Below are 14,145 nucleotides of genomic sequence, written 5' to 3'. Positions count from 1 at the left end.
AACGGTTACACAGATTGAATCAGGAACGCTTCGATTATCGCACGGGCATTCTGGCGTCGCCGCTCGAGGTGGACGCCGTCGAATGGAACGCGCTCCTCGCACGGCAGTCGCAACCGACGCCGTTTCTGCGCCACGAATTCCTGAGCGCGCTGCACACGACGCGCTGCGCGGTGCCCGACACCGGCTGGGCAACCCAGTTCGTCACGCTGACGGACGAACGCACCGGGCGTCTGGAAGCGGCCGCACCGGTGTACCTGAAAGGTCACTCCTACGGCGAATATGTATTCGACTGGGCATGGGCCGACGCCTACAAGCGCAACGGCGTGCCCTACTACCCGAAGCTCCTGTGCGCGGTGCCGTTCACGCCCGTGCAGGGCAACCGGCTGCTCGCCAGCGGCGAGCCCGCGCTGCGTCAGCTGGCGGCGACCGTCGTGGCGTTTGCCGAACAGGCCGACGTATCGTCGCTGCATGTGCTCTTCCCGACCGAAACCGAAGCCCGTGCGCTGACCGATCTCGGCATGATGCAACGTGAAGGGGTGCAGTTTCACTGGCTGAACGACGGCTATCGGACGTTCGACGATTTCCTGTCGACGCTCGAACAGAAGAAGCGCAAGAACATCCGCGCCGAGCGGCGCAAGGTACACGACGCGGGCATCACGTTCCGGCGCGTGCGCGGCGAGGACGCCACCGACGCCGACTGGCGTTTCTTCAACAAATGCTACCGGCAGACGTATCGCGAGCATTTTTCGACGCCGTATCTGAACCTCGACTTCTTCCGGATGATCGGCGAGACGATGCCGGAGAACCTGCTGCTCGTGATCGCGGAATTCGAGGGCAAGCCGGTCGCGGGTTCGCTCGTCGTCTACCAGCGCGACGACAAAACCGGCGGCACGCTGTACGGACGCTACTGGGGCGCGCTCGAACACGTGCCGTGCCTGCATTTCGAAACGGCGTACTACCAGCCGCTCGAATTCTGCATCGAGGAAAAGCTCGGCGCGTTCGAAGGCGGCGCACAGGGCGAACACAAGATGGCGCGCGGTTTTCTGCCGACCGTCACGCGTTCCGCACACTGGCTCGCGCATCCGGCGTTCTCGGATGCCGTCGAACGCTTCCTTGAAGGCGAAACGAACAACATCCACGCGTATGTCGACGAACTGCGCGAACACAATCCGTTCAGGACGTGATGCCCTGGTTTCTCTACCTCATCGAATGCGAAGACGGCAGCGTCTACACCGGAATTGCGGTCGACGTGCAGGCGCGCTTCGACAAACACGTCAGCGGGACGGGGGCGCGCTACACGCGTTCGCGCAAGCCGCGACAGCTGCTCGCTTCGTTCGAGCTCGCCGACCGCTCGAGCGCATCGCGCGCCGAGTACTGGGTCAAACGGCTCACCGCCACCGAAAAACGCGCGCTGGCGGCCGGCGTGCGCACGCTCGATTCGGTGTTGCCCGTGGTGGAAGTTGAGGCTGAGATTGAACCCGAGGCCGATGTATCCGCACGCACGGCATAAAAAAACCGCGCGGCCCCGAAAGGCCCGCGCGGTTTTTTCCATCTGGCGGCGACTGCTTACTTCTTGTGGTTCGCAACGCCTTCGGTGATTTCCTTGTGTGCGGCCTCGATGCCCGCCCAGCCGTCCACCTTCACCCACTTGCCCTTCTCCAGCGCCTTGTATTGCTCGAAGAAGTGCTTGATCTGGTCTTTCAGGTACGCCGGGACATCGTCGACCGACTTCAGGTCCGCCGTCATCGGGCAGATCTTGTCGTGCGGCACGGCGATCAGTTTCGCATCGACGCCCGATTCGTCCGTCATCTGCAGCATGCCGAGCGCGCGCGCACGCACCACGGAACCCGCGAGCAGCGGGAACGGCGTGATCACGAGCACGTCGACCGGGTCGCCGTCGCCCGACAGCGTCTGCGGAATAAAGCCGTAGTTGGCCGGATAGCGCATGCCCGTGCCGATGAAACGGTCGACGACGAGCAGGCCCAGATCCTTGTCGGCTTCGTACTTCACCGGATCGCTTTGCGCCGGGATTTCGATGATGACGTTGAAATCTTGCGGGAGATCTTTGCCTGCGGGGACGTGATTGAAGCTCATGGGCGTTCTCTGGTCAGGATGAAATCGGAGCACGGCCTGGGCGCGGCGCCCTTTGGAAGCGCTCGCGGCCGCGTGGCCGGACAGTGCGGAATGCGCCATTATAGCCAATCGGCCGATGGCGGCCGGCGCGGGATCGGCGCGATAATCGTTCCGTGCCCCGCGGATTGCGCGGCTGCCGCGGATTATCTTCACCATGCGGCGCGCAACCTCGGGCACGATCCGTTCAGGTCCGCGAGCGCGGGCGTTTCCGGTTTTCAGCCAGGAGCATGCATGGAAGAAGCGAAACACTTCATCGGCGGCGAATGGAGCAGTTCCACGGGTGGCGGCACGATCGACGTCATCGACCCATCGGACGGCCAGCCGTTCACGCGCCTCGCGCGCGGCACGGCGGCCGATATCGACCGCGCGGTAGGGGCCGCCCGGCGCGCGTATGAAGGCGCATGGGGTGCGGCAAGCGCGGCCGAGCGTGGCCGCGTGCTGTACCGGCTGTCGATGCTCGTCACCGCGTGTCACGAGGAACTGGCGAGGCTCGAGGCGCGCGATACCGGCAAGCCGCTCCGGCAGGCCCGTGCCGATGCGTCCGCGCTCGCGCGCTACTTCGAGTTCTACGCCGGTGCCGCCGACAAACTGCACGGCGAAACGCTGCCCTATCAGTCCGGCTACACCGTCTTCACGATCCGCGAACCGCACGGCGTCACCGGCCATATCGTGCCGTGGAACTATCCGATGCAGATTTTCGGCCGCAGCGCGGGTGCGGCGCTGGCCGCGGGCAACGCATGCGTCGTCAAACCCGCCGAGGACGCGTGCCTGACAGTGCTGCGCGTCGCCGAACTTGCTGCCGAGGCGGGTCTGCCGGCGGGCGCGCTGAACGTCGTCACGGGTTACGGACACGAAGCCGGCGCGGCGCTCGCGCGTCATCCTGGCATCGATCACATCTCGTTCACGGGTTCACCGGACACAGGCAGGCTCGTCGCGCAGATGACCGCCGACAACCACGTGCCCGTCACGCTGGAACTCGGCGGCAAGTCGCCGCAGATCGTGTTCGCCGATGCCGACCTCGAAGCCGCGCTACCGGTACTGGTGTCGGCGATCGTCCAGAACGCGGGCCAGACGTGTTCGGCCGGCAGCCGCGTGCTGATCGCGCGCGAGATCTACGAGCCGCTGCTCGACCGGCTCGGCGCGGCGTTTCATGCGCTGCGCGTCGGGCCTTCCGCCGCGGACCTCGATTGCGGCCCGCTGATCAGCGCGAAGCAGCAGCAACGCGTATGGGACTTCCTCTCCGATGCGCAACACGACGGCATCGCCATGGCGGCGCACGGCGAAGTCGTCGCCGAGGCGCCCGAAACCGGCTTCTACCAGGCGCCCACGCTGCTGCGCGACGTGCCGCCCACGCACCGGCTCGCGCGCGAAGAGGTGTTCGGTCCGGTGCTCGCAGCCATGCCGTTCAGCGACGAAGACGAAGCGGTGGCGCTCGCTAACGGCACGCCTTACGGGCTTGTCGCGGGCATCTGGACGCGCGACGGCGCGCGCCAGCTGCGTCTCGCGCGGCGCGTGCGCGCGGGGCAGGTGTTCATCAACAACTACGGCGCGGGCGGCGGCGTCGAACTGCCGTTCGGCGGTGTGGGGCATTCCGGTCATGGCCGCGAGAAAGGCTTCGAAGCACTCTACGGATTCACCGTGCTGAAGACCGTGGCTATCCGGCACGGCTAGTTTTGGGTTCAGGGATATTGCGTTCCGGCGTCCACGAAAAAACAAGGAGACATCATGCGGTTGACAGGCAAGACAGCCATCGTCACAGGTGGCGGCTCGGGTTTTGGTGAAGGCATCGCGAAAACGTACGCGCGCGAAGGCGCCAACGTCGTCGTCAACGATCTGAACGGCCCGGCTGCCGAACGTGTCGCGAGCGAGATCGCGCTGGCGGGCGGCAAGGCGATCGCGGTCACAGGCGACGTCACGCGCGGCGAAGACTGGAGCAGGTTGCGCGAAGCCGCGCTCGAAGACTTCGGCAGCGTGCAGATCGTGGTCAACAACGCAGGCACGACCCATCGCAACAAGCCGGTGCTCGACGTCACGGAGGCCGAGTTCGATCGCGTCTACGCGGTCAACGTCAAAAGCCTCTACTGGAGCGTGCAGCAGTTCGTGCCGTACTTCCGCGAACAGGGCGGCGGCGTGTTCATCAACATCGCATCGACGGCGGGCGTGCGACCGCGGCCCGGGCTCGTCTGGTACAACGGCAGCAAGGGCGCCGTGATCATCGCGAGCAAGTCACTCGCGGCCGAACTCGGGCCGGACCGCATCCGCGTGAACTGCGTGAATCCGGTGATCGGCGAAACCGCCCTGCTCTCCGAATTCATGGGCGTCGAGGATACGCCGGAGAACCGCAAGCGCTTCCTGGCTGGCATCCCGCTCGGCCGCTTCTCGACGCCGCAGGACATTGCCAATGCATGCCTGTACCTCGCCTCGGACGAAGCGGAGTTCATCACCGGCGTGTGTCTCGAAGTGGACGGCGGGCGCTGCGTCTAGCACGCGCCGGAGCGCATTGCGGTGGCTTGGGGCGACCCCCGTGGATCGAGGTAACGCCGCGGCGACCTGACGTCACCCGTGTTGCCCTGGGGCGTATCGCCGCGACTTGCAAAGCAAGCCCGGAACGCCGATATGCAGCACCGTTCGCGCCGCGAACTCTCAGTGTTTTCCCCGACCCGGGCGGCACGGATTTCGCCTGAACCCCGTATAGAATGCGCGAAACCCGGCACTTCTTTCTACGTAGAACGAACGAGGAAAAAAACCATGGCCAGTCCCGCGAATCCGCTGCGCGCCCCCGGCGCCGGCGCCCCGCCTTCCACCTTCGAGGAGGCGACGTACCGCAAGGTGGCCTGGCGGCTCACGCCGCTCCTGATGCTGTGCTACGTCGTGGCCTATCTCGATCGTGTCAACGTGGGCTTCGCGAAGCTGCAGATGACCACCGACCTCAACCTGAGCGACGCGGTCTACGGCTTCGGCGCGGGTATTTTCTTCGTCGGCTACTTTATCTTCGAGGTCCCGAGCAACATCATCCTGCACAAGGTCGGCGCGCGCGTGTGGATCGCGCGGATCATGGCGTCATGGGGCATCGTCTCGATGCTGACCATGTTCGTCACCACGCCCACCATGTTCTACGTGATGCGTTTCCTGCTCGGTCTCGCTGAAGCGGGCTTCTTCCCAGGCATCATCCTGTATCTCACATACTGGTATCCGGCACACCGGCGCGGTCGCATGACGACGTGGTTCATGACGGCCATCGCGCTCTCCGGCGTGATCGGCGGCCCGGTATCAGGCTATATCCTGAAGAACTTCAACGGCATGAACGGCTGGCAAGGCTGGCAGTGGCTGTTTCTGCTCGAAGGCATTCCCTCGGTGATCGTCGGCGTCTGGGTGTTCCTGAAACTCGACGACCGCATCAGCAAGGCGAAATGGCTGACGCCGGAAGAACAGCAACTGCTCGAACGCAACGTCGCCGCCGAGGAAGCGGTCAAACACGACATGCCGGTCCGCAAGGTGATGTCGAGCCCGCGCGTCTGGCTCATGAGCCTGATCTATTTTTCGTTCGTGATGGGCCTCTACGGCGTGAGCTTCTGGCTGCCGACGATCATCAAGGCAACCGGCGTCACCGACGCCTTCACGATCGGCCTGCTTTCGGCGATTCCGTTCGCCGCCGCCGTCGTCGCGATGGTGCTCGTCGCGAAGAGCGCCGACCGCATGCGCGAGCGTCGCTGGCACATCGCGGTGCCGGCGTTCGTGGGCGCGCTGGGGCTGGTGCTGTCGGTGGTATGGGCGCACAACACGCTGCTCGCGATGACTGGCCTCACAATCGCGACGATGGGCATCATGACGACCCTGCCGCTCTTCTGGAGCCTGCCGACCGCGTTTCTCGCCGGCACGGGCGCGGCGGCCGGCATCGCGATGATCAATTCGCTCGGCAACCTCGCCGGCTTTCTGAGTCCGTACGCCGTGGGCTGGCTCAAACAGGCCACCGCCGCCAACGATTCGGGCATGTACATGCTGGCCGGCTGCATGATCGTCGGCGGCCTGCTCGCGATCAGCGTCCCGGCGCGCCTCGTGAACCGTTAGCGCACTTTCGTTTCGGCCCATCGTAAAAAAGCCTCCGTGAGCAACGCTCACGGAGGCTTTTTCCATCGATCTCGCTTTGCGGCGTCAAACCACGTTCATCGCCAGCGCGCTTTCCCGATAGTGTTCGCTTGCCTTGCCTGCGTCGCCAAGCTGCTCGTGCAGTCGCGCGAGCGCGCGATGGGAGCGGATCTTGAGCGGCTCGTTGTCGGCGAGCTTCAACGCCTGTTCGAGAAACGACTGCGCCTTGCCCCACAGCTTCTGATGCAGGCACAGACGTCCGAGCGCGAACAGCAGATCGGCGTCGTCGGGGCGATCGTTCTTCCAGGCTTCCGCCTTCTGGATCAGCGGCAGCGCGTCGCCGCCCGCGGTTTCCGGATAACGGCGCAGCAAACGCGCGTCCCAGTTCTGCGCAAGCGCTTCTTCCACGATCCTGCGTGCGTCGCCGGGACGGTTCAGGCCGGTCAGCAACTCGGCAGCCAGATCGGCGAGACGCGGCGAATGCCGCTCGGTCGGCGTGAGCGAATGCCATAGTTCGAGCAGTGCGTCCGCGTTGTGACGACGGTCGCGCAGCAGGTTCTCCGCCGCCAGTTGACGCAGGCGCACCGCGACGGCCGGATGGATGGCCTCGCGCTTTTCCAGCGTCTTGACGAGCTTCAGCACCTCGCTCCAGTTCTTCAACTGTTGCTGCGCGCGCAGCGTGATCTGCTGCGCATGAATACGCCGGCCGCCCTGCGTCTGCATCTGTTTCAACGCTTCCAGCGCGCCGTCCGCATCGCGGCCATCCGCGCGCATGTCGGCGGTTGCCATGAGACGTGCGTCCTGCCAGTCGGTTTCGTCGATCTGCGCGAGCCACTCGTCGCGACGCGCGTATTCGTGCATGCGATGCGCCGCATTTGCGGCGATCAGCCCCGCGGCGCCCTTGTTGTCCGGGTTCGCCAGCGCGTCGCGTGCCGCTTTTTCCGCGCGCGAGAAACGGCCTGCATAGAAGTTGCCGATCGCGTCACGCAGCGCCGCCTGCGCCTTCGCGACGCGCGAACGCGCACGGTAGGCCGCGACACGTTGCGGCATGCGCCAGAGGTTGCGGATCGCGCGCATCAGCGTGTACAGCACGATGAACGTGATCACCAGACCGACGACGAACAGGTTCAGCGAAATGTCGACGCGATACGGTGGGTAGACGATCAGCACCTGCCCGGTGTCGAACCGGCCGGCCGTCGCCAGCACGACCGCGATCACGAACAGGAAGGCCAGCCAGAGGAGTCCGCGGATAGCCATGATTAACCCCGGCTCCGGTATTGATGGACAGCCTGCAGGCTCGTGTTCAGGTTCGGCAGTTCGACCGCTGCCGAACCGGTGTCCACGTCCTTGACCAGGCCGCGCACCGTTTGCACGCGCTTCGAGGAACTGTCGAAGTAGCGGTCGAGTGCGGCATCGGCGGCATGCAGGTCGGACTTGAGCGTCGTCTGGTTGCGCGAGAGGAGAGCGAGCCGCGCCGACAGCAGGCGCAACTTCAGGTTCTCGCGCACGAAATAGCCCTGGTCGGGCGACACGAGCATCGCGTCGGCATTGTCGATGCGGCGGACCTGGACGAGGCTCGCGAGCTGCTGGCCGAAGCCCGCGGTGAACTCATGCCACAGCACCTTCCAGCGTGGCTCGCCGGTCGCGGCCGACACCTTCGCCGAGTCGGCGGGCACGGCCGCATGCGCGGTGGCGTGGCCGATCGGCGCTTCGCCGGAAAGCGGCAGCGTGTCGACCTGTTCGATCGCGTTGTCGAGCTTGATCGCAAGGCCCGTGAGGTCGGTGGACGGCGCCGATTTCAGCTTGTCGATGTCCTGCGCGATCGCCTTGCGCACGACGACGACCTGCGCGCTGTCCGACGCGGCGAGGCGCGTGTCGGCGCTTTGCAGCGCGAAGAGCGCAAGCTGCGTATTGCCGGTGAGCTGCAGTTGCTGGCTCGCCGCCGACAGCATCTCGCCGACTTCCGCAAGCGTCCAGTCGTCGCGATTGCGCGCGAGATCCGCGTACTGCTGCTGCAACGCCTGCTGACCGGCCTGCGCGTCGGCGAGCTTGCCTTCGAGTTGCGAGACCTGCGAGTCGGACTGGTGAACCGTTGCGAGTGCCTGTTCGGTCTTCACATTGAGCGCGGCAGTCTGCGCGTCGTTGGCCTGCTGACGCTGCACCAGCTGCTGCTCCATCCGGTCGACCTTGCGGTTCAGCGCGAACGCGCCGACACCTGCCGCGCAGATCAGCACGACGATCACGAACCACAGCAGGGGGTTGCTCGTGCTGCGCGGCTTGTGCTGCGCTTCGTAGGGCGTGAAAGGCGGGTTCGGCGGCAACGGAGGCGTGGCAGCCGGCGGGATGGATGCGTTTCTGGAATCGTTCGAATCTGTCATGCGTGAGTGAGCCGGGTTGGACGGTACCGGTTTAACAACGGAAGCAACGGAAGCTGCGGAGGCGAGCAACGCACGGGCAATACGCTCGTCGCCCGCGCCAGACACCGTAATCCTATCAAAACCCACCCCCCGTGCGGTCTGCGCGATGCGTGGATGAGGCGTGACGAGCATCGCGCGCTTCAACTGCGCGATCTCGCCGGCGGTCAGATGCTCGCGAGCCAGTTCGTCGAGGTTGCGCACGCCTTCGGAACTCGTGAGCAGCCACGTGTGCGGCACGCCCGACAGCAGCGCATGCACGCGCGACCATGCGCTGACAGACGGCTCCGGCACGATGCGCCGGTAAGCCGCCACGGTCTCGACCTGCGCGCCTGCTTCACGCAGACGGTCGGCCAGCCATTCGCGCCCGCCGTCGCCGCGCACGATCAGCACGCGGCGCCCCTCGAAGCCGCCCGTGCCGGGCGTCGCCTCGAGCGCCGCGAAGAGCGCCTCGGAATCGAAACGGCCAGTGTCGTCATCGGCGGCGACACTCGGGCTGATCACACGATACGCAGGGGCTTCGACACCGTGACGCGCGAGCGCGGCCACGCTGCCCGGCCCGACGACGCCCACCGGCAGCGCATGCGGCCAGATTGCATCATGGTGGGCGAACGCGCGGTCGACGGCGTTCGGCGAGACAAACACCACCAGCGCATAGTGTTCAAGCGAAGTGAGCGCGGCACGCAACGGAGCGGCATCCTCGACTTCGCCGATGTCGATCAGCGGGAATTCGAGCGTCGCGACGCCGGTGGCGGCCAGTTGCGCCATCAACGCCGCCGACTGCCCGGCGGGCCGCGTGATCACGACGGTGAACCCGGGCGGCACTGTCGCGCCGGCGGCAGGAGGCGGATCGACGTGTGCGCCGGTCGACATCACGCGCCGGTCACGTCGCCGCTCGCGGGACTCAGCGAGCGGACAATATCGAGCGCGCCCTGGCTTTCGAGCGACGCCGCCACTTCCCGACCCAGTTCGATCGCGGCGCCGACCGTGGGCGCGGGCGAGGACGCCTGCGCGGTCAGCACGCGCCGGCCGTCGGGTGTGGCGACCATGCCGCGCAGATGCAGCGCGCCGTCATGCCATGTCGCGTACGCGGCGAGCGGCACCTCGCAGCTGCCGCCCAGCATGCGCGACACCATGCGTTCGGCTTCCACCGCGGCGGCGGTATGTTCATGATGAAGCGGCGCAAGCCACGCGGCGAGCTCGGCGCGATCCTCGCGGATCTCGATGCCGAGCGCGCCCTGTCCGGCTGCGGGCAGGCTGTCGTCCGGATCGAGCAGCGCGCGGATACGGTCAGCCAGACCCAGCCGCTTCAAACCCGCCGCAGCGAGAATGATGGCCGCGTAGTCGCCACGGTCGAGCCTGGCGAGACGCGTATCGAGGTTGCCGCGCAACGGCTGCACGACAAGTTGCGGATAGCGCACGCGCAGCATCGCCTCGCGCCGCAGGCTGGAGGTGCCGACCACGCTGCCCGCGGGTAGCGCCGCAAGCGAATCAAACGTGTTCGAGACGAATGCATCACGTGGATCCTCGCGCTCCATGATGGTAGACAGCGCGAAGCCCGCGGGCAGTTCCATCGGCACGTCTTTCAGCGAATGCACGGCCAGATCGGCGCGGCCGTCGGCCAGCGCGCTCTCCAGTTCCTTGACGAAAAGACCCTTGCCGCCGACCTTCGAAAGCGTGCGATCGAGAATCTGATCGCCACGTGTTGTCATTCCAAGGATTTTTACGTCACAAGATGGATATAATTTGTGCAGCGCACACCGCACGTGTTCGGCCTGCCACATGGCAAGGCGGCTTTCTCGCGAAGCGATCACCAGCGTGCGGGGTAGCGCTGAATGGGTCTCGGAATTCATTGCAAGGTCAGTGGAGGACGGGGTTCAATAACAATCAATGTTAGCACGCACGCCAGTGCTTCCTTATCGGCCGGATGGCCGTGCTGGCGTGGCATCGACACAGGAGACAGGCCCGTTTCGGGTGCCGCCGCCGTATCTGTCCCGGTTTGCCGTACGGTCGTTCGCGCGCCGTGCGGCAGCATGCGGGATGATGCATTGCGGCGCGCCGTGCGGCAATGACCGGTTCCCTTCCTCCTGTGCCTCGTCCGCGTGCATGCCGTTCCTGCAGTCCGGCGTCGTTGCTTGTCCGCGCTTCAGCGGTGCACGGCGGCGCCTGCGCAGTTCGTGCGCATGTGTTTTGAAACCGCTGTTCATCATCAACAGACCCAGGCTTCCCCGAGGAAACCCATCGTGACGTCTTCCGGATCGGCGCGCCCAGCCCGCCGCAACACTGCATCGCCCACTGGTTCCCAAACCGCGAGCGCCCTCGCTGCTCCCGCCAAAGCGACCCGAATAACGAAAGCCCCCCAGGCCGCCGCTAAAAGCGTGAAGGCCAGCAAGGCCTCCAAACCCGTCGCGCCCGCGAAACCCGCGAAGGCGCCGAAAATACCGAAGGCCGGCGCGGCGCTCGACGGCGCCCGGACAACACCCGCTTCGAAGCCAGCCGCAAAGCCCGTTGCAAAGCGGGCGAATGGAGCCGCGAACGGCCGCGCGAAATCGTCGTCCGATATCGCGCCCAGGGCTGTCGCGACAGCGCCGGCGAAGTCCGGCGGCCGCACGCGTGAAGACAAGGACCAGCCGCTCTTCCAGGACATCCGCTATCTCGGACGCCTGCTCGGCGACGTCGTACGTGAGCAGGAAGGCGACGCGGTGTTCGATGTCGTCGAAACGATCCGTCAGACAGCCGTGCGCTTTCGTCGCGAAGACGACAGCGTCGCCGCGCAGACGCTCGACAAGAAGCTGCGCACGCTGAGCCCGGAACAGACGGTGAGTGTCGTGCGTGCGTTCAGCTACTTCTCGCACCTCGCCAATATCGCCGAAGACCGTCACCGCAACCGCCGTCACCGCATTCACGCGCTGGCGAACGCCGCGCCGCGTCCAGGTACGATGGCGTATGCGCTCGAACGTCTGATGGCCGCCGAGGCCGCGCCGACACCCGTCCTGCAGCAGTTCTTCAACGAAGCGCTGATCGTCCCGGTGCTGACCGCGCACCCAACCGAAGTGCAACGCAAGAGCATTCTCGACGCGGAGCACGATGTCGCGCGCCTGCTCGCCGAGCGCGACCAGCAGTTGACCGCGCGCGAACGCGCGCACAACGAAACGATGCTGCGCGCCCGCGTGACGTCGCTGTGGCAGACGCGGATGCTGCGCGACGCGCGTCTGACGGTCGCCGACGAAATCGAGAACGCGCTGTCGTATTACCGCGCGACGTTCCTCGAGGAAATCCCGGCGCTCTATGCCGATATCGAAGCCGCGCTGGCCGAACACGGCCTGCCCGCGCGTCTGCCGCCGTTCTTCCAGATGGGCAGCTGGATCGGCGGTGACCGCGACGGCAATCCGAACGTGAGCGCCGCGACGCTCGAACACGCGATCACGCGTCAGGCCACGGTGATCTTCGAACACTATCTGGAGCAGGTGCACAGGCTCGGCGCGGAACTGTCCGTGTCGAACCTGCTGGCCGGTTCGAGCGAAGCGCTACAGACGCTGGCGGCAGCCTCGCCCGACGAGTCGCCGCATCGCACCGACGAGCCGTATCGCCGCGCGCTGATCGGCGTGTATGCCCGCCTCGCGGAAAGCGCGCGCGCGCGTCTGGGCGCGGGCGTCGTCGCCGCGCGCAGCCACGGCGGCGCCAAACCTTACGCCGACGCCGCCGAATTCGCCGCCGACCTGCACGTGCTGATCGATTCGCTGACGGAACAACACGGCGCCTCGCTTGCCGCGCCGCGTCTGTCGCCGCTCGCGCGGGCCGCCGAAGTCTTCGGCTTCCATCTCGCCAGCATCGACCTGCGCCAAAGCTCGGACATCCACGAAGCCGTCATCGCCGAACTGCTGAAGCGCGCAGGCGTCGAGGACGACTACGCCGCGTTGTCCGAAGCCGACAAGCTGACGGTGCTGCTAAAGGAGCTCGGCCAGCCGCGTCCGCTGCGCCTGCCGTACGTGGAGTACTCGGATCTCGCGAAGAGCGAACTCGGCGTGCTCGAAATGGCCCGCGTGACGCGCGAGAAATTCGGCCCGCGCGCGGTGCGCAACTACATCATTTCGCACACGGAAACCGTGAGCGATCTGGTCGAGGTGATGCTGCTGCAAAAGGAAACGGGCCTCCTGAAAGGACTGCTCGGCAACGCCGAACAGCCCGCGCATGACGGCATCATGGTGATCCCGCTCTTCGAGACGATTCCCGATCTGCGCAACGCGCAGCACATCATGCGCGACCTGATCGCGCTGCCGGGCGTCGATTCGCTGATCGAGCATCAGGGCGGCGAGCAGGAAGTCATGCTCGGCTACTCGGACAGCAACAAGGACGGCGGCTTCCTCACGTCGAACTGGGAGCTGTATCGCGCGGAACTGGCGCTCGTGTCGCTCTTCAACGAACGCGGCGTGACCCTGCGGCTCTTCCACGGCCGCGGAGGTACAGTCGGACGCGGCGGCGGCCCGACCTATCAGGCGATCCTGTCGCAGCCGCCGGGCACGGTCGACGGCCAGATCCGTCTCACCGAGCAGGGCGAGGTAATCGCGAGCAAGTTCGGCAACCCGGAGATCGGCCGGCGCAATCTGGAAACGGTCGTCGCCGCGACGCTCGAAGCCTCGCTGCTGCCGCACGGCAATGCGCCCGACCAGTTGCCCGCGTTCGAGGAAACGATGCAGCAGCTTTCGGATGCGGCGATGGCGTCGTATCGCGCGCTCGTCTACGAAACGCCGGGTTTCAAGGAGTATTTCTTCGAGTCGACGCCGATTTCGGAGATCGCCGAGCTGAACATCGGCAGCCGTCCGGCTTCGCGCAAGCTGCAGGACGCGAAGCAACGCAAGATCGAAGACCTGCGCGCGATTCCGTGGGGCTTCTCGTGGGGGCAGTGCCGTCTGCTGCTGACCGGATGGTATGGCTTCGGCAGCGCGGTGGCCGCGCATCTGGACAGCGCGCCGACCGATGCCGAACGCGCACGCCGTCTCGCGCTGCTGAAGAAGATGCACAAGACGTGGCCGTTCTTCTCGAACCTGCTGTCGAACATGGACATGGTGCTGGCGAAGACCGACCTCGCGGTCGCGTCGCGCTACGCACAGCTCGTGACCGACAAGAAGCTGCGCAAGCATGTGTTCGAGCGCATCGTCGGGGAATGGGAACGGACGTCGAAGGTGTTGTCGGAGATCACCGGCAAGAGCGAGCGGCTCGCCGATAACCCGCTGCTCGCGCGCTCGATCAAGAACCGCTTCCCGTATCTCGATCCGCTGAACCACCTGCAGGTGGAACTGCTGAAGCGCCACCGCGCGGGTGACCGGAACGCGCGTCTGCGACGCGGTATACACCTGACGATCAACGGTATCGCGGCGGGCTTGCGCAATACGGGCTGATCCGGCTGACCGGGTTTGCGCCGGGTGGCCGGCGAACCCGTTCTGGTTCGAAGGGCACGCTTTCCTTTTATCGGATCGCGTGCCCTTTCTGTTTGTGCGACGTGCGTTTCGAA

10 protein-coding genes are annotated in these 14,145 nt (G+C 65.8%); 6 read left to right on the top strand and 4 right to left on the bottom strand.

All coding sequences use genetic code 11. The annotated features are described in order from the left end of the window. Positions 1–14 precede the first annotated feature (14 nt). Together LPA34_RS00955 and LPA34_RS00950 are read left to right on the top strand one after the other, a co-directional pair. Complete coding sequence (locus LPA34_RS00955; protein ID WP_228973950.1) at positions 15–1,184, top strand: GNAT family N-acetyltransferase; 1,170 nt, start codon at positions 15–17, stop codon at positions 1,182–1,184. After that, complete coding sequence (locus LPA34_RS00950) at positions 1,184–1,510, top strand: GIY-YIG nuclease family protein (RefSeq protein WP_228973948.1); 327 nt, start codon at positions 1,184–1,186, stop codon at positions 1,508–1,510. The genes LPA34_RS00955 and LPA34_RS00950 overlap by 1 nt, the downstream gene beginning before the upstream one ends. Before the next feature lie 56 nt (positions 1,511–1,566). On the opposite strand, the gene ppa is transcribed toward LPA34_RS00950, so the two are convergent. Then, positions 1,567–2,094, bottom strand: a complete 528-nt coding sequence (gene ppa, locus LPA34_RS00945) for an inorganic diphosphatase (protein ID WP_228973946.1) — start codon at positions 2,092–2,094, stop codon at positions 1,567–1,569. A gap of 270 nt (positions 2,095–2,364) precedes the next feature. Here ppa and LPA34_RS00940 point away from each other — a divergent pair, with 270 nt between their 5' ends. The 3 genes from LPA34_RS00940 to LPA34_RS00930 all read left to right on the top strand — a co-directional run bounded on the left by LPA34_RS00940 (position 2,365) and on the right by LPA34_RS00930 (position 6,201). Then, positions 2,365–3,804: an aldehyde dehydrogenase family protein gene (locus tag LPA34_RS00940; protein ID WP_228973944.1), complete on the top strand. Its 1,440-nt coding sequence runs from the start codon at positions 2,365–2,367 to the stop codon at positions 3,802–3,804. A 54-nt stretch (positions 3,805–3,858) separates the two neighbouring features. Beyond that, on the top strand, positions 3,859–4,617 hold the full coding sequence (locus LPA34_RS00935; RefSeq protein ID WP_228973943.1) for an SDR family oxidoreductase: 759 nt from the start codon (positions 3,859–3,861) through the stop codon (positions 4,615–4,617). Between the two features lie 264 nt (positions 4,618–4,881). Further along, positions 4,882–6,201 (top strand): MFS transporter, encoded by a 1,320-nt coding sequence (locus LPA34_RS00930; RefSeq protein ID WP_228973941.1) that lies wholly within the window; start codon positions 4,882–4,884, stop codon positions 6,199–6,201. A gap of 84 nt (positions 6,202–6,285) precedes the next feature. Here the strand turns inward: LPA34_RS00930 and LPA34_RS00925 are convergent, their stop codons facing one another. From LPA34_RS00925 to hemC, 3 genes are read right to left on the bottom strand one after another with little or no spacing between them, the layout of a single operon-like run. Then, positions 6,286–7,476: a heme biosynthesis protein HemY gene (locus tag LPA34_RS00925; RefSeq protein WP_228973938.1), complete on the bottom strand. Its 1,191-nt coding sequence runs from the start codon at positions 7,474–7,476 to the stop codon at positions 6,286–6,288. 2 nt (positions 7,477–7,478) lie between these two features. Further along, a complete protein-coding gene (gene hemDX, locus LPA34_RS00920) occupies positions 7,479–9,506 on the bottom strand; it encodes a fused uroporphyrinogen-III synthase HemD/membrane protein HemX (RefSeq protein ID WP_228974177.1) in 2,028 nt (675 codons plus the stop codon). Next, a complete protein-coding gene (gene hemC / locus LPA34_RS00915) occupies positions 9,506–10,486 on the bottom strand; it encodes a hydroxymethylbilane synthase (protein WP_228973936.1) in 981 nt (326 codons plus the stop codon). Before hemC ends, hemDX begins: the two co-directional genes overlap by 1 nt. 390 nt (positions 10,487–10,876) lie before the next feature. Here hemC and ppc point away from each other — a divergent pair, with 390 nt between their 5' ends. Beyond that, positions 10,877–14,032, top strand: a complete 3,156-nt coding sequence (ppc, locus tag LPA34_RS00910) for a phosphoenolpyruvate carboxylase (protein ID WP_228973934.1) — start codon at positions 10,877–10,879, stop codon at positions 14,030–14,032. Positions 14,033–14,145: the final 113 nt, after the last annotated feature.

The sequence above is a fragment of the Paraburkholderia gardini genome, assembly GCF_907164575.1.
GTDB classification, from domain to species: Bacteria; Pseudomonadota; Gammaproteobacteria; order Burkholderiales; family Burkholderiaceae; genus Paraburkholderia; species Paraburkholderia gardini.
This window is presented reverse-complemented; position numbering and strand designations above follow the sequence as displayed.